Here is a 20,771-nt window from a genome sequence, read left to right on the forward strand (position 1 = left end):
TCCTTTTTCGCCAGCCAGAGGTTTGGTTTTGACGCTTACGGGTGATAAGATGAAGTATACGAAATATGGAAACAGAATCTTTCCTATGGAAGGGATCACATGAAGAACAGAGGAGCACGGGAAAGTTGAAGGTCATTGAACCCGTGTGATTAACGATAAAGGAGTAAGAATAAAATGGCTAAACCTAAACAAACCAAAAAAGCAGCAGCCTGGTCTCTCGTTGTTATGGGAGCAGGGTTTGCTGCATCATTGCCGTTTCAGGGTGGTGTTGTAGGCAAACTGCTGGTAGGGTCATTTGAAGCGGGGTTGGTAGGTGGACTTGCGGACTGGTTCGCCGTAACAGCGTTGTTCCGTCATCCACTGGGTATTCCGATTCCCCACACGGCATTGCTGCCCAAAAATCGGGATAAATTGACCGAAGGCCTTGTCTCCGCAGTGGAAAATAACTTGCTGAACAAGGATAGCATCACCGAGAAAATTGCGGGTTTCAAGGCGGCAGAAATCGTGCTGGATACGATGACGCGGGAACTTCACAACGATGGAGTCAAGACCATGATCGATACGCTCTGCAAACGAATCCTTTCAGGTCTGCCGTTGGAGCAGATTGCTCCACTGGTTGCGGGCGAGATCAAATCACAGGCAGGAGCCTTCGACCTGGGGCCTATTCTGGAACGGGCTTCGATCCAGATGAGTGAGCGTGGATATGATGCCAAAGCACTGGACTACGGTCTGAAGCAGGCAGAGGAATGGCTGGTGAAGCCAGAAACGATTATGTTTTTGGGTGAAAGTGGCTTAAAGGCGATCAGTGGCATCCAGATGAACGGATTAATGCAATTTGCGATGAATGCGTTCATGGGCTATCTGAATGAGGAGCGTATGGGCAGCATTTTGCAAGGGTATCTGTTTGACCGGGTGGAGGATATGAAGCGAGAGGGCAGTGCTCTTCGTTACAAAGTGCTAGATCTGTTGCGAACCCAGGCTATCCGGCTGGCAATGAGTGAAAGTGTGCAGGATGGAGTCAACGGCTGGAAAAACAACATGCTGGATGGATGGAACGCAGAGGAAACCGTGCTGAACAAACTCATTGAATTGAGGGATAAGGCGCTCGCTGCGATGGAAGATGGTCAATATGTGGAGACGTTTGCTTTACCTGCGATTGAGCGGGTATTGTCTGATTTGCGGTCAGACGATGCTTTATTGGCAGGATTGAATGCCAAGATTGTGGAAGGTGTAACGACGCTGCTGGAGAAAAACCATTCCAAAATCGGCAACCTCGTGCGCGAAAACGTGGACAAAATGGACAATGCCTCATTGATCTCCTTGATTGAGGATAAAGTAGGACAGGATCTGCAGTGGATTCGGATTAACGGGGCTGTTACCGGATTTATAATCGGGATTGCATTGACCGCCCTGCGGATGGTATTGGAGTAAATCATTGAAATGGCAAGATTAGGGCCGCTCTCTGGAGCAGGCTCTTTTTCGTCTGGGAAATTTATGAATAGACAACTGGTGCAAAAACAGTTGAATTGGGTAATGTACACCCGAATGCTCTAATGGAATCATTTAGGAACAAAGTTACATAAAAACGATGCCAACAGCCGATGTGATCATGTTGATTTTGTACTATGATGCAGTTAACAGGAGAATAGAGTGGATACAGGAATATATTTTAATGATTAATGAAAAAGAAAAGGTGATTGATAATGAGATTGAAGCGGCGATTCGCATGTATGTTTTTTTTGATCATACTATCCACTTTTATTTTGGGAGGGTGTCAGAACATGAAGGAAAGTGAAAAACAGGCCTATTTTAAAGAAGCGGAAGCGGAAGCCGTAAAATATCTGAAAAATAAATATGAACTGGATGTCGTCATCACGAATAAAGAGTTGTTACCTGAGATGGCGCTTGATTCTATAGCTATGGAAGGACATGTGGTTGAACATGAGGACCAAGAATTTACGATCTCGTACGACTATGAGGATAAAAAAATCAAAAACTTTGGCATGAGTCCGGCAATTAAGGAAGCAATTATAGCTAAGGGATATGATCCGTTTAACAAATAAATCATAATTCAGGATTGATTTTTTTGGAGGTGCACGGTTGTGAGTAAATCACCAAAAATTGATGATGAGACATACAACAAGATGTCTGAATTAGCATATGAGAATCTGAAATCAGGTGTTGAGTTTGAGGATCTTCCTGGATGGCAAGTTCTTGAGGACACGCATGGAAACAAAAAATCCGGTTTTGATGCGGTGACCTTCTACAATCCGGAGACCAAGCAGGCGGTTATTGCTTATCGTGGCACGGAGGGAAGTGCATCGTTGGATCGCAGCGTTCCTGATTATTATGCGGACGCTCAAATCGGTTTGCCCGAGCTTGGCAGAAAGATTGAACAAAGTACTGATCTTACGCCAGATTGGTTAGCTAATGGAATTCAGAAGGTAAGAGATGTGACCGGGGTCACTAAAGTCGAGAATGCTGTGGGAGAACTGGATAAAAAGCTGGATAAGACATTTGGCCTCGGCCCCAATCAGATGTATGAAGCGGAAGATTACGCCAAAGATATGCAGAAAAAATACAAGGATTTGGATTTTTCGCTGACAGGGCATTCGCTTGGAGGGGGGAATGCCCAGTATGCGGCTGCATACACGGGACTTTCCGCGGTGACGTTTAGCGCGCCATCCGTAATCTCCAGTCTCACGCCAGAGGCGAAACGAAAGGCCGAAGAGGGTGGGTTTGATAGCCAAATCATTAACTACGGACATCCCGGAGATTTTGTAACCAGCGGATTTTTTGGTGGATACGATCGTCACGTAGGTTCCATGTATTACATCAATTCCAACTATGAGGATATGAATGATGATATGGGCATGTGGGATAAAATCAGTAACACCTTTGGTGGTGAGGAGTACCACAGTCTGAAACAGTACAAGTTCGATAACGGCTATATTTCCAATGACTTATACGATCCGATTACAGGCGAGCAAATCAGTTACTCACCACGTCAGCCGTCCAATGTCCTGTCTGATCTCGCAGCATTCATGCGGAACCTGGGTGGACAAGCAGGAAGCCTTGCAAGAGGTATGACCGCAGCAGCAGGAGTGTCTGGCCTGATTCAGGTGACGCCCGAGGAACTCAAAAGCGTCGCTGCCCGGTGGAAGCAAAATGCACAACAGTGTAATGCAGAGTTGAATACGGTACGGAGCCGGATGGCTCAATACCTGCATTCCAGCCGCAGTCGCAGACTTGAACCTATAGTCACTCATCTGGATGCATCTATTAACGAATTGAGCACATGGCATATGAAGCATACGAGTCAGTTTTTGAACTTTATCGAAGAGAAGGCGGAAGCATTCCGTCAGGCAGATGAGAGTCAAGTCAGTTTTAAATAGAATTTTGCAAGAAGGGCCTGGCGGTTGGAACTTACATAAAGGGAGGGAACACGAGTGAGCGGACAATTGCTGGTAGAGTTGAATGATCTTCGGATTGCTGAAAAGGAATTGACCCAGCTGCTTGCCCGTCTCCAGGCAGATGAGCAGGAGGCGAGAAGCCTATACAACCGTCTCGACGACTGGAAGGGACAATCGGCTGATTATACAAGGCAGCAGATCGAAGCGTTCTTCGCGGGTCTATCTGGACGGATACAGTCGATTGAACAACAGAAGAAAAGCTTGCTGCAATATATTGAAATTATGATCCAAACGGATCAGGAACGGTAGAGCAAAGAGCGGTAGGTGACACTGTTCATCATCAGCGGGCGTAAGCATGAGTTTGAAATCGAAGTCAGCTTATGCATAGAGATAACAAAAAGGAGCCTCGGTACATCGGGATAGATCCCGTATGCCAAAGGCTCCTTTCTTTTTTGTCTACATACAAGATTGCATGTTAGTCTTAACGTTTTTTGCGGCGTGTTGCCAGAGCGATACCCAGGAAGGACAGGATCAACGCCAGAATGGATACAATCAGTGTTGCCTGCTGCAGCTTCAATGTGCCTGGATCTGAATCCGTGTTGTTTGGCTCACCAGTAACGGTGTCATTCAACGCGTCACCCAGTGTGGTATCGTCGTTTGCCTTTGTATCATCACCCGTTGCTTCATCATCATGACCCGCATTGCCGGCTGTACCTGCGCTATCATGACCCCCGCCTGCAGCAGCATTACCTGCAGCAGCAGGATCTTGGCTGATTGCCGTAATACTGTGCGGGTTGCTGTCGCTTGGTCCGCCTGTCCATTCCACGATGCTGCCATCGCTATAATACTGGAACGCATCCCAGGCTACTTCTGTTTCGGCATCCGGATTCTGTGCTACGAAGTTGAACTGCTGGAATTGACCAGCCAGAATTCCTTCGTTATCTCCGTCCACTTCCCAAGTGATTGACGTCACTTCATTGGAATCATTTTTTTCGGTAGTGATTTTCCAGCCTGCCAGTGGTTGGTATTGCTTGAATGCAACGCCTTGCGGTACTTTTAGCGTGACTTTGGTGGTAGGCAGCTCTTTTTCGGATGGAATCTTGATGCTATACGTCTGCCATGCACCTGTCTGTGCCACGGTTGGGTTAACGGTAACGTGCGCACTGGCGAATCCGGCGAACAGCATCAGCGCAGCAGCTCCAGCAGTGAGGCTGGATGTCAGTTTGGAAGTCCATGATGTTTTCTTCAAAATAATTTACCCCTCTCAATTCTTCTAATATATAAGCTCAACTAAAGAGTATTTACACTAGCCAATACAATGACAGAACAACCTTCTGATCGCTGTTATCCCCAGATTTTTTGATCCTCTTCTTCAAAGGGGAAAATCCGGGGATAAAGGCGAACGCTTCGCTTCTCCAGGTTTTTTCTGTCCTCTCCGTTATTGTGTAAATGTTTAGTTGAACATATAAGGCCAATCATGAATCGGTTATACCTACGGATTAGCGGTGTCAATCTCAAATTCGGTATCCAGCGAATCCAGGGAACGGGTTAACAGATGAACCTTGATGTTCCAACGTCCTGGCATGGAGATATATTCTTCTGCCTCGTATACGCCAGTATCATTTTTCGGAATCGTAATCTCGTAAATGCCCATATCCATATCCAGGTGGGTCAGTGACAGTGTGATCTGTTCCAGATCGTTAACTGTAGTGCCGTCCGGTTTCTTCACGTCGATCTTGAACTGATTCTCTCCGGTACGATTGGGACTTACCTGAAGCGTAATTGTGGTCCCGTCGTCCATGGTCTGCACTTCTTGATAAGGTCCTGCAGCAGCCGGCTGTCCGGGAGACAGGTGTGTCAGCACGGCGGCCAATGCAAGCACGACGGCCCCAGCAATCAGTTCGGCCTTGAGGCTGCCAGCAAGTCGGTTGCCACTGCTTGCACGTGCCATTCTGGCATGACGCCAGGCCAGCACAAGCATCACAACAAGCAAGACAACTTTAGCGATAAGCACGAGACCATACGCCGTTGTGAATAGGGACGTAAGTATAGGTGCGGGCAAAATGATCAGGCTGCTGTAAATCCCCGTAGCGACGAGAGCAGCAACAGCACCAATCCCCCAAGCTGTAAATCGTCGGATTGCCGTCCAGTAGACCTCTCCTCGCACCGTGGAAGGCAGTTTATCAGCGAGCGGAGGCAGACACACAGCCATGGCGGTTAGAGCGCCAATCCAGAAAGCCGCTCCGATCAGATGAACGAAGTCCATTGCGATGGCGAGTGCGCGTTGTTCCGCCGCAGCCGGATGTCCTGTCATCGCATGGGTGAACAACCAGCCAAGAACGAGGACCAGTGATCCGTATGATGACCAGATCCGGATACGCAGCGAGCGATCCCGGTCATATCCGGAGAGGATGGTAACCGCCAGCAACATCACAATGAGTATCTGTACCATCCAGATCTGGCCAAATGACGTCAATTTAAGTGCACTGCCCATCAGTGCCCAGCTGAACTCCCCGATGGAAACGCCTGATTCATACAATGTGTTCAGAGGCAGGCTGATCAGAGCGGCAACAGAAGCGGCGCCATAACTGATCCATAACAACCTATAGCTTCTTGGCACTTCCAGTGGTTCTCTCGCCATGGAAGCAGGCGCAATTCGAAACAGCAGGAAAGCAAGTGTGCCCAGAATCACAGACAACCCCAGATATTGAATCCAGTCGGTCAGCGACAAAATCCATTTTAACGGTCCGCCAACCTGGCCTGAACCTGAGGTTAAATCCGCGAGACCGGCAGGAGCGCCAGATGGTTCCCCAATATGAAACACATAGGCTCCCTGAATGGGGTGACCATCCGCAGATACAGCCTTCCAATTCACGGCGTAGGTTCCGTTTCCAAGTCCGGTCCGCAGTCCGGTCTCCAGGATATGAGGACGATCCTCATCGACATGCACATTGCCGTCATCTGCCTGTGTTCCGTCAGGTCCGGTGATTTTAATATCAAAAAAGGCCGTCTGCAAAGACTCGTTGAACTCGAGAGTCAGGCGTTCAGGTGCAGTCGCAACCAGTTCATTTTCACCTGGTGAGGCCTGCACGATATAAGCATGGGCCGATGCCCATTGTGGCATAACAAGGCAAAATAATAACATCAGGGCGCCCATCAATGCCCAGTGCCGTTTGCCCAATTTCGTGGTGAACCTACTCAAAATCAAAAAATCATCACCCTTAGGTCTAGAATTGTAAGTCATTCTTTGTTATCCGAGCACAATCTATACCATTATAACTTTGTCCAAAATAACACCGTATGACTACATTGGGCTATAAAAAAACGAAATGATCCATAGAATTGTGACAAAAACATGAATGCATCGCTATTTGCGCAGCTTACGGCCTGCCAGTCCGCTTTCCAATGCATAGCGGGTTAATTGCACACGATTTTCGAGATGCAGTTTCTGTAAAATATTCTTCAGATGATTTTTCACCGTTTGATCCGAAATGCCAAGTTGGTCGGCAATCTCACGATTGGTATAACCCGCAGATACCCATTGCAGGATCTCTAGCTCCCGCGTAGTCAGGGGATTATCGGGTACATCTTCCGTGCGAGGTGCAGGGAACTCCTGAAGGATTCGATAGGCAAGTTCCTTGCTCAGGGGTGCATCATCACTGACGATGGCGCGAAGGTATTCAAGCCAGGTAGAAGGAGCCAGATTTTTGAGTAAATATCCTTGAGCCCCTTGCTTCAGCGCTTCGAACAGGTACGTGACATCATCAGACACAGTGACCATGACGATAATGACATACGGAAAGCGCAGTTTGATCTGACGGGTGGCTTCCAGCCCATCCATATCCGGCATCTGCACGTCCATCAGAATCAGATCGGGCATCCATTGCCCGGTAAGCTCCAGTGCTTCCAGTCCAGTCGAAGCGGTACCAATAACTTCAAACAAGCTGTCCTCGGATAAAATACTGCAAATCGCCTCACGTGCATGCGCGTGATCATCGACGACTAATACCCGTACAAGTTCCATATTAAGCATGCCCCTTCCCAATGGTTATTCGTGTGTAACCTGGCCTTGAATCAAGGGCGAAAGACCAGCCCATCTGAGCTGCGCGTTCCTTCGTAATTCGCAAGCCGTACCGGTCCTTCAGGTGCAGTGGATCTCCGCTCACACCAACGCCGTTATCCTGAATGAAGATCGACCAGACAAAAGGAGTACCTTCTGCAATGACTCGAATATCTGTGGCCCGGGCGTGTTTGTGTACGTTAAGCAGTGCTTCCCGAATGCAGGCGAGCAGTTCTACCTGCTCCTTTGGAGAGAAGAAGGCGCTGTCCAGATTCCATTCCAGCCGCGCCGAAGGGACCGTCTCCACTATAATTAATTCCACCTGTGATAGCAGGGAAGTTCCCTCCGGTACTGCCGCTTGTCCAGGGACGTAGCGGAGCTGGGCGATGGCCTGCCGTACGTAAGCGTTGACCTCATGTACGGTTTTGCGTATTTCCTGAATTTCATTTTCGTGGCCACTTCCAGCCAAACTGCGCTCGGCCTTGTCTGTTTTTACCGACAGGAGAAAAAGAGACTGCGAGATGCCATCGTGAAGCTCACGGGCCAGTTGATCCCGAGCTTCGAGTGCCATTTTGGAAGCGCGCTCCTGCTCCAGAGCGGCCCTGGCACTTTCCAGCATATTAAATAAGCGACTTAACAAGGTGACACTTATGAGGTAAAGGATAAGCGGGGTAAGCCAGTTGCCCGCATCCATGGAAAGGTAGGGCATCAGGAATTGGTGACGGATGTATTCCCAGATACCAACTGTGAATGTAGGGACCAGCAGAATCATCCATTTAATCTGTTTGTATGACATGAATACAGAACTCCTTTAAGATAAGGTTCATTTATATGTATCCGTTTCAAGGGTTGGCACCATTATAACGTATGCTTGCTTCAGACCCTAGTCTGTCTTTCTTCGGAGGAAATTCGGGTGGATAAGGGAGCATTTAGAAGGATATCTAAGAACAACATGGGGTGAAATTATGTCATGCAGGGTGAGCCTTGATGAGTACAGATGAGCGGGGCTGTATCCATTTTCCCTATTGAAGAAGGTCCTCTATACTTATATAGAACACAAATTCATTACAAAAGATGTTAAGGAGTGAACGCAACAACATGAATCAAGAGGTATTGGAACGTCGCAGCGAGTTGCTTAAGAAGAACATTCATCAAATGCTTCTTCAAGACAATCAGCACGGAATCAGTCGTCAGGATAACATGTTTTTGCAGCAGATGATTAAAGAGCTGCATCAGACTTCACACGAAATGAACACCACTCGATAACGCAGAATCTGCACAAGAATGAAGTGGTCTAGTGCACGATTAATTCTATGATGAACATGAAAATGGCGCTATCCCCGATTAGGCCGGGGGTAGCGCTTTTGGCTTGGTAAGGGGGGATTCTGCGGGTGTTACACAAGTTGTTGCTGCACCGTTCGTTTCTGAATATATCGGATGAACAGCTCGGCCAGCTCGGGATCAAACTGGGAACCGGAGCACATCTGTAGTTCCTTGATTGCTTCATCCACATTTTTCGTTTCCTGATACGGTCGCTCTGTCGTCATGGCATCAAAGGAATCAATCACCGTGAGCATCCGGCACAACCTTGGAATCTCACAGCCTTTCAGACCATAAGGGTAGCCTGCCCCGTCATATCGTTCATGATGCAATTCAATATAGGGAATGAGATCGGCAAAACGCTCGTTCGTCATGGCCATTTTTTTGCCCCAAATGACATGTCCCTTGATCGTTTCCCACTCTTCAGCGGTGAGTTTCTCTTTCTTATTCAGAATGGACCACGGAATCTCCAGCTTCCCGATATCATGAATCAGAGCACCCAGCACGAAATTACGCTTTTCCACATTATCAAGTTCCAGCAACTCACTTAAATCGAGAGCATATTTATATACGCGTTTGGAATGTTTGAACGTATCCATGTCCTTGTATCTGAACAAGTTGAGCTGTTGCTCAATGTCGCGCACATCCTGCACCAGATCAATCTCTTGCTCCATGCCATCATTGCTACCGTGGCGATGCACATTGTTTTTGCCTTGCTTTTTGGCATAATAGAGCGCTTTATCCGCCTGATCCACAAGTTGTGACTTGTTGTACATATCAACCTCATAACGCGCAACACCTGCGGAGAAGGAGAGACAACCGTGCGGAAAAACTTCAACTCCTTCAAAAGGAGTGTCGTTCAGCTGCTTGCGCAGCTTGTTCATGAACACATAAGCTTCGTCCAGATCCATGCCTGGCATGAGTAAGGTGAATTCTTCTCCCCCGTAACGAAAAGCGGTAACGGGAGTGCCTTCCGTCTTCCGACTGAGGAAATCTCCGAGAAGAGCCAGCAGGCTGTCACCCTGGAGATGACCGAAGCGGTCGTTATACTTTTTGAAATCATCAATATCGATGAGTCCCAGCGAAAGCGGCGTGCCCTGTGAACGGGCGTTCCCGAGCTCGGTCTCCAACATACTTTCAAAATGACTGTGGTTAAACAAACCAGTACGTTGATCCGTGTTGGCCTTTTCCTCAATACTTTGATACATCACAAACAGCTGTTTGAACGCATGCGATAGCAAAATGCTAAGACTGAGGTAAAGCAGCAGGCCGAGAACGCCGTTATGTACAACGAGAATGGTCAACACGAGCGCCAAAATCAATGTACATAAATAGACGAGCAGCGATTCGGTAACGAACACACGCTTCATCTGCTGTAATGCATCTTTTGTTGAGAAATGAAAAAACAGGCCAAGCGTGATTGTATTGATGATGAAGTAGGCTGCAAGTGCCGCGAAATAGGGCAGCAGGTTATATCCATCCAGTGCTCCCGGAATTCCTCCAGTCCAAGTGAATACATAAGCCGCTCCTGCAATCATTAGGCTGTAAATGCTGAAATTGACAATATGTTTCCACCAAGTGAGTTTGCGATCCTTGATTAACAGGATGAGGGAAACGGGCAGCAGTACAGACAGACTGAATGCACCACCAAACATGAAGATACAGGCGAGGTACACGGAAGAGTCCATGGATTGCTGATTGCCTTTGGGCGGAATTTGAAACGTGAAGTAATCCAAAATCAGCGCCGCACCGAGCATCGTGTATACCATTACCCATTCATCAGAGGATAGATGGAGATAAGACCACTTGTTCATATACAAAAAAATACCGATGCCGGTGCAGCTAAGCAACACGACATACATGCTGCTCCGATCTGCTCTATGGATAAGGTTACGAATAAAGTTCATAAAAATTCTCCTGCTTGGTTTAGTCTGCTCTTGATGTGAATATATCGGCTTGTACTATATTGATGTATAACATAACAAGTTACCTCCCAAAAATCCAGAAAGAAAAAACAGGCCGCTGGCAGCCTGTTTGTCTTGGTTGGCGAGTTATGTACTAGCCGCCCAGCTTGTATCCCGAAGTCAATGCAACAACGACAGAAGCTACGATGATTGCGTTGATGACAAGACGGGAATATTTAATGCCTTCGAATTTTTTCATGGAAAAGACCTCCCTTCCTTGGAGTCTGTCCGAATCTCTTCTGACCTGATGGAATTCAATGGCTGCAAAGCTTCTCCGGTTCGATTCACCATCATGTACTGGATAAACAGGAATATGCCAATGTTCATGACTACATCGCCGATGCTGATCACCTGAGTCCGAGGATAAGGACTGGACAGCGGGATGATATCGCCTAGGAATGAAAGATGTGTGGAAGCATCCATCATATAGTGCTTCGACACCGCTCCGCCTTCACGCAGCATGTCCACATAATAGGGACCAAGGACAGCAGAGGCTTCCACGGAAACCGGCATACGCCCACCGTTCACCACCATGACGATGAAGTTGAGAAAGACACCAATCCAGATCAGCGTAAAACCCTTATGATGTCGATTAAGCCACAAAAATGCCAAACCTGTGACATAAACGGCAGCAAACAGGTATCCGTTGATGGATGCAACCCATTCAAGCCTTTCCTGCAAGAAAAAGATGAGGAACTGGGCCAGAAGCAACAGCGGGAAAATCCATCCGCCTCGCAGCTTGAGTGCTGCAAATTGGTGCAGACTATACCGAAATCCTCCACGGAACAGTCCAATGATCAAACCGAGCAGAATGCCGTCGTATACCATGATTAACTCCTGTCTTACAGATATGTGTAAATGTGATTGCGTGTTTGTGTACCTATGTTATTCGACCTTTTACTGGTAAATCCTGCAATGAAATATATTATTTCGAGAAAAAATTTGCAAAAAAATATACAAAAAACCGCCTTCACGAACCAATGGGTCGAATCCATTGTAAAATTCGGTAAAGACGGCTTTATATTGTGCCAAAATGCGAGGTTTAATGCACTTGAAGAATGTTCAGTTTATTCCGATTCCCCGTTCAGATAGTTGAAGAATGGATGGTCAACCCAGAAGGTGTAACTTGAAATGTCCGCATCAGGGGCCAACTTACGGAAACCTTCCTGAATCGCCTTGGAATTCTCCTTAAGGGAGAAGGATTGTGCGTAATAGTTGCCAAGTGAAATTTTATTGTTGGCAATGATCGGATATTCCGCCAGAGCAGTCGGCGAATAATAGAGCGGCTGCCACCAGGAAGCATGGATCAAGGCAGAGGTGTCATCGCTATTCTTTTTGGCGTACTTCAAAATAATGTCGTTGAAGCGGGCTTTGTCCGCTGTGTTATTGAACTCGAACTGAATGTCATACTCTTTAGCGTAAGCGATGTAGTTGCCATTCTCGATCTGGGTTACTTTGTAATCCGGTGTTTCTTTGGGCTCTCCCCATTCCTTCAAATAGATGAAGGCAGATGTCTTCGGCTGGAACTGTACGTCGGCATCAATGCCTTCACTGCGCAACAGTCCAATTAACTGCACCGCGTGTTTAATATCATCATGACCGTAAGTTAAAGTCAGTTCATCGATGAAGTTGGAATCAAAGCGACTGTCCTTAAGATTGTAACCAGTGACGAGATCATTTCTCAGAGCTTGATCCACAATGGTCCGAAGTTCCGGTGCTTCTATTAAATCAGCCGTGCGATAGGCAGCGTACAATTTGGAGTAAATGTCAGCGTCGCCGGAACGGCCAATTTCATTTTTATATTTACCCTGACTGTTCAATACCCGTCCAAGCAAAATGTTGGCAAAATCGGAAGTTGCTTCGCCACCTTTACGGAGAGCGGGGTACAGACTTTCCGGAATCAGACCAGTATCAACGGCAGCGGCAAGTTCTTGTGCGGCTTGTCCCTGAACGCGGCTTGAGCTAATGCCCAGTTTCGCAAGTGCCTTCGCTGTTTTGTCTTCAGGATATGTATAGGCCAGCTCTTTGAATCCAGCTGCTTTGACTGCAATGAAGACAGCGGCATAAGTACTCAGTTTGTCGTTGGCACGCACTTCTGTACCGGATAGGATGCCGTTGTTATATAAGGAAGCGGCAGCTTTATAAGCAGAATCATTCGAGTTCAGATCAGTAAAGGCTGGGGCCTTAACTTCACTGTTACTAGCGTCATCTGTAGCAGGAGCAGCTTGATCAGCTTCAAGGATGGCAGCAATCGCCTTAATGAAGTCACCCTTCGTTAGCTGCTTTGGCAATTGGATATTGTATTTGGCTTGTAAGAATTGGGCGTAATCGGCTGCACTCTCGGTATAGACTGAAAGAGCTTGTGCTACCGGCCCTTTAACAGCCTGTGAGGTCGTTTGTCCGTCAGGAGTTGTCGATGCTGCAGATACCGAAGCGGGCAAGCTGAGGCTGCCGAGTGTAACCGGAGCGGCGAGCAGAGCGGCCAGTGTGATCTGGGTGATTTTTTTCAAATGAATAGCCTCCTCAAAATATGATTGGAAAATAAAGAAGATTGGGTTATAATTCTGACAAATCCTATCTGAATATAATAATTGGATTGACTTTAGCATGGAGCAGCTCTGGATGTCAACGGAAAAAACCTAGGTATAGAGAGGCTTGGGAGGCTTTGTGGAAGGTAAATCAACTATTATATTCCATTTAGTGTATACGCTCAAAGATTTATTGACAAGGATCGACAGTATCCGCTAGGATTATAAAAAAGAATTGTGAAAAGGGGAATTTTCAAAATGAAAAGAGGTTTATCGTTCGTCTTATCGATCATCATGTTGGCTATTTTACTGGCGGCTTGTGGAAATTCTGCTTCCAAAGACGAACAATCGGCCCAAGGTGGGGACAGTGAGAAATCACTGCGCATGGCGCTTGTACTTCCTGAAAAAATCGGGGTAAACCCGTTCTTCGTACAGATGGATGAAGGTTTCAAAAAAGCAGGCGAGGAATTCAAGGTGGATACCAAAACCATTGAATCGACTGATCCGGCTGCATTTGAGCAAAATCTGCGTGCTGCCGTTGCTGAGAACTATGATCTAATCATTACAGCAACCTTCCAGGCAGAAGATGCATTGAAAAAGGTTGCTGCCGAGAATCCGGACAAGTCCTTTGCCGTTGTAGACACAACGGTTGATCTGCCTAACGTTCGTAGCGTTGGTTTCCATGAATATGAAGGAGCATACCTGCTCGGTGCAGCTGCCGGACTATCTACAAAAACAGACAAAGTCGGCATGATCGCTGCGATGGACGTTCCGTTGATTAAGAAATATACAGAAGGTTTCAGAGCCGGTCTGGAATCAGTTAACCCGAATGCGGAATTCCTCGTAAACTACGTTGGTGGATTTAACGACCCGGCCAAAGCAAAAGAGCTGGCATTGGTACAATTCGGCAAGGGTGCTGACTTCATCGCTGGAGCATCTGCTGTAGGTGATCTGGGCGTATTCGAAGCCGCGAAGGAAAAAGGCTTCTATACTTCAGGTCAGGATACGGACCGTACCGTTGAAGATCCGGAACATATTGTATTGTCTCAATTGAAGTCGACCGACACGGTTGCTTATCAGACAGTGAAGGATTTTGTAGAAGGTAACTTCAAAGCAGGCGCTGTGAACTATGGCTTGAAAGAAGATGGTGTAGGCCTGACTTATGTAACTCGTGATAGCGAATCTCCATTGAATGCTTTTGTTGGACAAGAGGTTATCGACAAGGTTAAAGCGATCAAGGATGATATCGTATCCGGCAAAATCGTTGTGAAAGATCCTTTGCAACAATAGTATTCTTTGTCCTATAGGACTGAGTGATTGAGTTGATCAGCCGGCTGCCCGATCAGGCAGCCGGTTTTGCTGCTATTTAAGACCGAGAGGAGAGAACGCGAGATATGCTGTTGGAGATGGAGCAGATAACGAAGAAATACGGCGGCTTCACCGCTAACCGGGACATCCGTTTTAATTTGCGAGAAGGAGAAATTCATGCCCTCGTGGGTGAGAACGGCGCTGGTAAGACAACCCTGATGCGTATGTTGTATGGAATGGAGCAGCCGACATCAGGCACAATCAAAGTTCGTGGACGCGAGGTCAGCTTCGCAACTCCGTCTCAGGCCATGGCAAGTGGTATCGGCATGGTGCATCAGCATTTCATGCTGTTTCCTTCCTTTACGGTTGCCGAGAACATCGTGATTGGCCGTGAACCGTCTGCGGCAGGGGTATTTGACCGCAAACAGGCAGCTGCCCAGGTGAATGAATTGGGCAGAACGTATGGCATGCCAGTTGATCCGTGGAAAAAAGTATTTGAATGTCCTCTGGGCATGCAGCAGCGTGTTGAAATTCTCAAGGTGCTGCATCAGGGCGCAGATATCATTATATTGGATGAACCATCAGCAGTACTGACACCGCTGGAAGTGAAAGAACTGCTCGCGAATATGAAGTCTCTTGCCAAGCTGGGCAAAACCTTCGTATTGATCACGCACAAGCTGCAGGAAGTCATGGATGTAGCAGACCGAATCACTGTTCTTCGTGATGGTCAGGTGACAGGTACATTGGAAGCAAAAGACACGAATGTGGAGGAACTGTCCCGCCTGATGGTAGGTCGTGAGCTGGTTCGCATGGACAAGCAGCCATCCGTTCCGGGAGAAGATGTGCTTCAGGTCGAAGCGGTAAATTTGTCAGGGGCAGAGGATCGTTCTGCACTCAAGGATATTCATTTGCAAGTTCGGAAAGGCGAGGTCGTTGGAATTGCGGGTATTTCCGGAAATGGTCAATCTGAACTGATCCAGATCATTGCCGGACTGCGGAAGGCAGATAGCGGGCGCGTCCTGCTGTCAGGGCAGGATACAACGAACTGGCCGGTACGGCGCATTCGGGAGCATGGACTTGCCCATATCCCGGAAGACCGTTATATGTGGGGAGCGGCAAAAGATGCGAGCGTTCGAGAAAATGGACTGATGGGCCATCATCACCGGCTTCAATCAAAAGGTATCATTAAAGCGAAGGCAGCACGGACCATGGTGGAGAATTGGATCAAGCAGTTCAGCATCAAAACGGGTTCAGCGGAAACAAAGGCACAGTTCCTTTCCGGCGGTAACTTGCAAAAGCTGATTGCCGCGCGTGAATTTGCCCAGGATACGCCGTTTCTGATTGCGGCTGAACCTACACGGGGTGTAGACATCGGAGCGATGGAGACCATCCACGCCGAATTGCTGCGTAAACGGAATGAGGGTGCGGGGATTCTACTCGTTTCCTCGGAATTGTCCGAGATTTTGCAATTATCGGATCGGATCATTGTCATGTATGAAGGCGCAATTGCCGGGGAATTGAAGGCAGATGAAGCAACAGAAGAACAGATCAGCTTGTTGATGGCAGGAGGGAAAGAGCGGATATGAATCGGGTAAAAGAAACACTTCGCGGACTCGTACAGCCGCTGCTTGCCGTATTCATCGGTTTGCTGGCAGGTGCTGTAGCCATTCTGGTCGTTGGCGGGTCTGTGGTGGATACGTATGCGGAGATGTGGAAAGGGGCCTTCGGCAACTTTTACTTCTTCACTAACACACTGGCACGTTCGACGCCCATAATTCTTGCGGGGCTGGGCGTAGCCCTGGCGTTCCGCGCCGGATTTTTCAACATGGGTGCAGAGGGACAGATGGTTCTTGGTGGACTTAGTGCAGCACTGACGGCGCTCTACTTGCCGGGTCCAGGCTGGTTTGTCTGTATTGCAGCCATTGTGGCGGGGATCATCGCTGGTGGAATCTGGTCGCTGTTTGCAGGTTGGCTGGATGCTCGCTTTGGCATGAATCTGTTGATCACAACGCTGCTGCTCAACTATATTGCGATTTATTTTGGAGGATACATGGTATCCTATCCGTTTAAAGACCGCACGGGATCGGCGGCAATGGCTCAGACGCCCATGATTGATCAGAGTGTCTGGCTGCCGAAGCTGTTCCAGGGTATGGGACTGCATGCCGGCTTCATTATTGCCATCGTGGCTGCAATTCTCATCTATTGGTTCACACACAAGACGGTAACTGGTTATGAGATTCGCATGTTGGGAAGCAATCCTTCGTTTGCAACGTATGGCGGTGTGCGCCGTATCCGCATGATGATGCTGTCCATGATCATCAGTGGTGGACTTGCAGGTCTTGCGGGTGCAGGGGAAGTGCTGGGTACACAATACCGTTTTCTTGATGGGTCGTTGTCATCAGCAAGTTATGCTTGGAGCGGTATTATGGCGACATTGCTTGCCCGCTCGCATCCGCTAGGAACAGCTGTAGCGGCAATCCTGCTTGCAGCATTGCAGACAGGTGCCATGGGGATGGAGCGGAATACGGATGTTCCGCTGGAAGTTGGCAGTGTCATCCAAGCGGTTTTGACGTTATTTGTATCAGCTCAGATCGGATATTCATTCCTGAAGCGGAGAAAGGAGAAAAAGTCCAATGCAACAACTGTTTGATGCAGCCATGTTTGGCTCTACCTTGCGGATTATGACGCCGATTCTGCTTGCAGCGCTCGGTGGGGCTTTATGCTCTCGTGTCGGTCTGTTCAACGTGGGTCTGGAAGGACTTGTACTGATCGGTGCTTTCTCCGCTATTGTCGGTAATTATCTGTTCGGCAATGTATTATTGGCCGTACTATTCTCAATTGTGATCGTCATGTTGTTCTCTGCGCTATTTGCCTTTATCAGTATTAATCTGAAGGCAAACGCCATTGTGGTCGGGATCTCGCTTAATTTTCTGGCGACAGGACTGACGACTTTTGCGCTTCGGGCGATTTTCGATGTAAAAGGTGCTTACTATGACAAGGATATGGTAGGGCTCCCCAAATGGGACATTCCTCTTATTAAGGACATTCCGTGGGTAGGCGATGTCATCTCAGGGCATAGCCCGCTCGTATATCTCGGGATTATTATCGTAATTGCCTTGCAGTTTTATCTGTTCAAAAGTGTCTCCGGTTTCCGTCTTCGTTCGGTTGGAGAGAATCCGGTAGCGGCACAAAGTATCGGTATCAAGGTGCGTGGCATTCAATATGGTGCAGTTCTGATGTGCGGTGTATTGTGTGCCCTGGCGGGTGCACAGTTATCGCTCGGTCAGGTTACGATGTTTACTGAAGGCATGACCGCAGGTCGCGGCTTCATCGCATTGGTAGCAACAATGCTGGGTCAAGCGAATCCGCTTGGTGTTATGGGGTCCAGTGTGCTGTTCGGCTTCATGGAAGCTCTTAGTATCCGCTTGCAGGGCTTTGCGCTGCCAACTCACTTTACCATGATGCTGCCGTATATTGTGACATTGGTGGCGATGTTCTTCTTCAAGGACCGTACGTATGCACAAGACGCACTGAAAGCGGGCGGAAGCTCGCGTTAAATCCTGAATGTTATGCTGGAAGCATATAAAGAAGGAGGAATCACGCTTGCATAATAAGGCTGAACGTCTGAAAAAAACGAAAAGCCCGGCACCCAAAGCGGGTGCTGAGCACGGAGACCGGCTGCCGCCGGGGCAGGTACTGACCGAGAAATTCCCGATTCTGCATGAAGGTGAAGTGCCGGAATACGACCTATCCACCTGGGATTTGAAGGTATTTGGTGAAGTTGAAGAGGAAAAGATATTCTCCTTTGCGGAACTTCAGGCGATGCCTCAAGTGAACACGGTGAGCGACATTCATTGCGTTACCCGCTGGTCGAAGTTCGACACGCCGTGGGAAGGTATCCGGTTCTGGGATTTTATCAAGCTTCTTGGTGTCAAACCAGAAGCGAAATACGTCATGATCCACGCAGATCATGATTACGAGACAAATGTTCCGCTCGAAGAATTGATGTATGACGACGTATTGCTTGCTTTTAAATTTAACGGTGAACCGCTCACACCGAAGCACGGTTATCCACTGCGCTTGGTTGTTCCACAACTCTACTTCTGGAAGAGTGCGAAGTGGATACGCGGTCTGGAATTCATGAAAGAAGATCGCAATGGCTTCTGGGAAGTCAATGGTTTCCATCATTTTGCCGATCCGTTCAAGGAGCAGCGCTTCTCTGGTGAAGATATTCCGATTCCGGAAGACGAATGGACGAAGAAGGAGTTTGATTAAGATGTTGATGCCTATTTTGCAAATTCATTCCGAAGATATGCCTGCATACGCCATTGTCTGTGGTGATCCGGCACGTGCGGAGAAGATTTCCCGCAAGCTGGAGCAGGCGAGAGAACTGGCATTTAGCCGGGAGTATCGCACATTTGTAGGATTGTACGAAGGTGTACAAATGGCCGTGGTCAGCCATGGCGTAGGTTCACCTGGAGCAGCCGTCTGCTTCGAAGAGCTGATTCGGGCAGGGGTAACGACCCTGATTCGTGTAGGTACAGCGGGCTCGTATACCGCAGATTATCCAGCCGGCAGCGTAATCGTCAGCACGGCCGCTGTACGTACGGACGGGCTGACACGTCAGCTGGTACCAGATGGTTTCCCTGCGGTAGCGAATCTTGGCGTTACGCAAGCGTTAATCGAGGCGACTCGTGAGCATGCAAGTGGAGCGAAAGCTTCAAGTGCGGGTAAAGTTGGCGTAGGTATTACCGTTACACTGGATGCTTTCTTCACAGGGGTCGAAGAGATTCCTCACCGCAAGTACAAGCAGGCGGGTGCTCTTGCCGCTGAGATGGAAATTGCCGCACTCTACATCGTCAGCACACTGCGCGGTGCTCGTGCCGGAGCTATTGTCGCTATCGATGGTTTCGCAGACAGCGACCTGGCGGCTGAGTATGACCCGCACACAAATGCGGTAGCTGATGCAGTTGAGCGTGAGATCGAAGCTGCACTGCGTGCACTGGCTGCACTGGCTCGTCAGGATCAAGCGTAAAGCTGAGCTTATCAGGTTATTTTGTAGTACTACTTCTGGTAAAATTGCAAAATACGCAAATGAGTCCACCAGTGGTGGACTATATAAAGGGCGTCCCATAAGGTCATGAACATGACCTCGGGGACGCCCTTTTTGCGTTTTGGAATAAGAGCGACTGGCACTAGATTGGAAGGTGTAATCGATTCGTTAGCTTTGTCCGAACAACTGCTGTGCCGTTTCAATAAATAACCGGGATGCGGGAGAAGCATCAACAAATGAAGGAACGGCAATCTCAATATTACGGTAAGCTTTTGGCTCTGTGGGGAGCGCTTTGACACCCGGAGGCAGCCAGGATAGTGAGATTGCAGGCAGCATGGCGGTTCCGAGTCCCTGCTCAATCATGCTAAGGCAAGTGTTTACGTTATAAACGACAAATCCGAAGTGTAATTCTGCATCTGCTCGATGGAACAGATCAACAATCGGTACCTCGTAGCCACCTTTGCAGATAATCATGGGGTGCTTGTCCAGCATTTGTACGGGCAGAATTTCCTGATTCGCAAAAGGTTCGTCGTCCCTGAATACGGCCAGCATCTCCTCGCTATAGAGCGGAAGCGTCTCATAAGCCACATCTACTGGCTCTTTGTCAGTGGCAATAATTAGAGCTACATCAATGGCGCGTGAACTTAACCACTCCTGAATTTCAATGATGTTCCCCTCATGTAGTTCAAACTGAATCTGAGGGTAGCGGTCCCGAATGGAGCGGATAATTTTCGGCAGCAGATGGGCGGATGACATAGGGAATGAGCCAATCCGAATCGTACCAATCTCCAACCCTTTTTCGGCGGCAACGACCTGCTGAACCTTATCAAATTGCTGTAAAATGCGGCGGAAAATGACCAGGATTCGCTGTCCAACATCCGTAAGCACAATGCCGTTCCTGCGATCCCGTATGATTAGAGTGACATCCAGTTCATTCTCCAGCGAAGAAATGGCCCGACTGACTGCGGGCTGTGTCATATTCAGTTCCTGGCCTGCACGGGTGAAACTTCCCGTCTCTGCAATTTTCACAAATAACTGCAACTGTGAGTTGTTCATAACAAATATGGTATGCTCCTTATGATTAACATGCATTTCAATTATTTTGATCATTATTGTATCATGAAT

At 48.1% G+C, this 20,771-nt stretch carries 20 protein-coding genes; 12 read left to right on the forward strand and 8 right to left on the reverse strand.

The genetic code is table 11. The features are described 5' to 3' along the window. Positions 1–174: 174 nt before the first annotated feature. The 5 genes from RS891_RS02115 to RS891_RS02135 all read left to right on the forward strand — a co-directional run bounded on the left by RS891_RS02115 (position 175) and on the right by RS891_RS02135 (position 3,722). A complete protein-coding gene (locus RS891_RS02115; RefSeq protein ID WP_315794295.1) occupies positions 175–1,431 on the forward strand; it encodes a DUF445 domain-containing protein in 1,257 nt (418 codons plus the stop codon). Positions 1,432–1,672: 241 nt separating this feature from the next. Further along, entirely contained in the window at positions 1,673–1,795 is a 123-nt protein-coding gene (locus RS891_RS02120) for a hypothetical protein (protein WP_315794296.1), read from the forward strand. Next, complete coding sequence (locus RS891_RS02125; protein WP_113055242.1) at positions 1,782–2,063, forward strand: hypothetical protein; 282 nt, start codon at positions 1,782–1,784, stop codon at positions 2,061–2,063. The genes RS891_RS02120 and RS891_RS02125 overlap by 14 nt, the downstream gene beginning before the upstream one ends. 81 nt (positions 2,064–2,144) lie before the next feature. Then, a complete protein-coding gene (locus RS891_RS02130) occupies positions 2,145–3,395 on the forward strand; it encodes a Tle-like phospholipase domain-containing protein (protein ID WP_397386930.1) in 1,251 nt (416 codons plus the stop codon). Positions 3,396–3,449: 54 nt separating this feature from the next. Beyond that, the gene (locus RS891_RS02135; protein WP_076290677.1) at positions 3,450–3,722 is read left to right on the forward strand and encodes a hypothetical protein; all 273 of its coding nucleotides are present in this window, start codon (positions 3,450–3,452) and stop codon (positions 3,720–3,722) included. 172 nt (positions 3,723–3,894) lie between these two features. Here the strand turns inward: RS891_RS02135 and RS891_RS02140 are convergent, their stop codons facing one another. The 4 genes from RS891_RS02140 to RS891_RS02155 form a co-directional block, all read right to left on the reverse strand. Then, complete coding sequence (locus RS891_RS02140; protein WP_240343292.1) at positions 3,895–4,662, reverse strand: YcnI family copper-binding membrane protein; 768 nt, start codon at positions 4,660–4,662, stop codon at positions 3,895–3,897. A gap of 243 nt (positions 4,663–4,905) precedes the next feature. After that, positions 4,906–6,621: a copper resistance CopC/CopD family protein gene (locus RS891_RS02145; RefSeq protein ID WP_315794298.1), complete on the reverse strand. Its 1,716-nt coding sequence runs from the start codon at positions 6,619–6,621 to the stop codon at positions 4,906–4,908. A gap of 159 nt (positions 6,622–6,780) precedes the next feature. Next, positions 6,781–7,437 carry a response regulator gene (locus RS891_RS02150; protein ID WP_090904095.1) on the reverse strand — a complete coding sequence of 219 codons (657 nt, stop codon included), beginning with the start codon at positions 7,435–7,437 and terminating at the stop codon, positions 6,781–6,783. 1 nt (position 7,438) lies between these two features. Continuing rightward, the gene (locus RS891_RS02155; protein WP_315794299.1) at positions 7,439–8,269 is read right to left on the reverse strand and encodes a sensor histidine kinase; all 831 of its coding nucleotides are present in this window, start codon (positions 8,267–8,269) and stop codon (positions 7,439–7,441) included. 302 nt (positions 8,270–8,571) lie between these two features. Between RS891_RS02155 and RS891_RS02160 the strand changes: the two genes are divergently transcribed. Further along, on the forward strand, positions 8,572–8,739 hold the full coding sequence (locus RS891_RS02160; protein ID WP_162842449.1) for a hypothetical protein: 168 nt from the start codon (positions 8,572–8,574) through the stop codon (positions 8,737–8,739). Positions 8,740–8,867: 128 nt separating this feature from the next. On the opposite strand, the gene RS891_RS02165 is transcribed toward RS891_RS02160, so the two are convergent. The 3 genes from RS891_RS02165 to RS891_RS02175 form a co-directional block, all read right to left on the reverse strand. Continuing rightward, a complete protein-coding gene (locus RS891_RS02165) occupies positions 8,868–10,700 on the reverse strand; it encodes a bifunctional diguanylate cyclase/phosphohydrolase (RefSeq protein WP_315794300.1) in 1,833 nt (610 codons plus the stop codon). 252 nt (positions 10,701–10,952) lie between these two features. Next, on the reverse strand, positions 10,953–11,585 hold the full coding sequence (locus RS891_RS02170; protein ID WP_315794301.1) for a DUF5317 domain-containing protein: 633 nt from the start codon (positions 11,583–11,585) through the stop codon (positions 10,953–10,955). A 239-nt stretch (positions 11,586–11,824) separates the two neighbouring features. Then, entirely contained in the window at positions 11,825–13,267 is a 1,443-nt protein-coding gene (locus RS891_RS02175; RefSeq protein WP_315794302.1) for a hypothetical protein, read from the reverse strand. A 276-nt stretch (positions 13,268–13,543) separates the two neighbouring features. Between RS891_RS02175 and RS891_RS02180 the strand changes: the two genes are divergently transcribed. From RS891_RS02180 to RS891_RS02205, 6 genes are all read left to right on the forward strand, one after another. Next, positions 13,544–14,575, forward strand: a complete 1,032-nt coding sequence (locus tag RS891_RS02180) for a BMP family lipoprotein (protein ID WP_113055230.1) — start codon at positions 13,544–13,546, stop codon at positions 14,573–14,575. A gap of 104 nt (positions 14,576–14,679) precedes the next feature. Beyond that, the gene (locus tag RS891_RS02185; RefSeq protein WP_113055228.1) at positions 14,680–16,179 is read left to right on the forward strand and encodes an ABC transporter ATP-binding protein; all 1,500 of its coding nucleotides are present in this window, start codon (positions 14,680–14,682) and stop codon (positions 16,177–16,179) included. Beyond that, positions 16,176–17,243: an ABC transporter permease gene (locus RS891_RS02190; protein ID WP_113055226.1), complete on the forward strand. Its 1,068-nt coding sequence runs from the start codon at positions 16,176–16,178 to the stop codon at positions 17,241–17,243. Before RS891_RS02185 ends, RS891_RS02190 begins: the two co-directional genes overlap by 4 nt. Beyond that, entirely contained in the window at positions 17,227–18,150 is a 924-nt protein-coding gene (locus RS891_RS02195; protein ID WP_076290669.1) for an ABC transporter permease, read from the forward strand. Before RS891_RS02190 ends, RS891_RS02195 begins: the two co-directional genes overlap by 17 nt. A 46-nt stretch (positions 18,151–18,196) precedes the next feature. After that, a complete protein-coding gene (locus tag RS891_RS02200) occupies positions 18,197–18,868 on the forward strand; it encodes a sulfite oxidase-like oxidoreductase (protein WP_315794303.1) in 672 nt (223 codons plus the stop codon). Between the two features lies 1 nt (position 18,869). After that, positions 18,870–19,628, forward strand: a complete 759-nt coding sequence (locus RS891_RS02205) for a nucleoside phosphorylase (RefSeq protein WP_113055223.1) — start codon at positions 18,870–18,872, stop codon at positions 19,626–19,628. Between the two features lie 186 nt (positions 19,629–19,814). Here the strand turns inward: RS891_RS02205 and RS891_RS02210 are convergent, their stop codons facing one another. Beyond that, a complete protein-coding gene (locus tag RS891_RS02210; protein WP_113055221.1) occupies positions 19,815–20,702 on the reverse strand; it encodes a LysR family transcriptional regulator in 888 nt (295 codons plus the stop codon). Between the last annotated feature and the right edge of the window lie 69 nt (positions 20,703–20,771).

Origin of the sequence: Paenibacillus sp. BIC5C1 (assembly GCF_032399705.1) — a bacterium.
Lineage (GTDB): Bacteria > Bacillota > Bacilli > Paenibacillales > Paenibacillaceae > Paenibacillus > Paenibacillus taichungensis_A.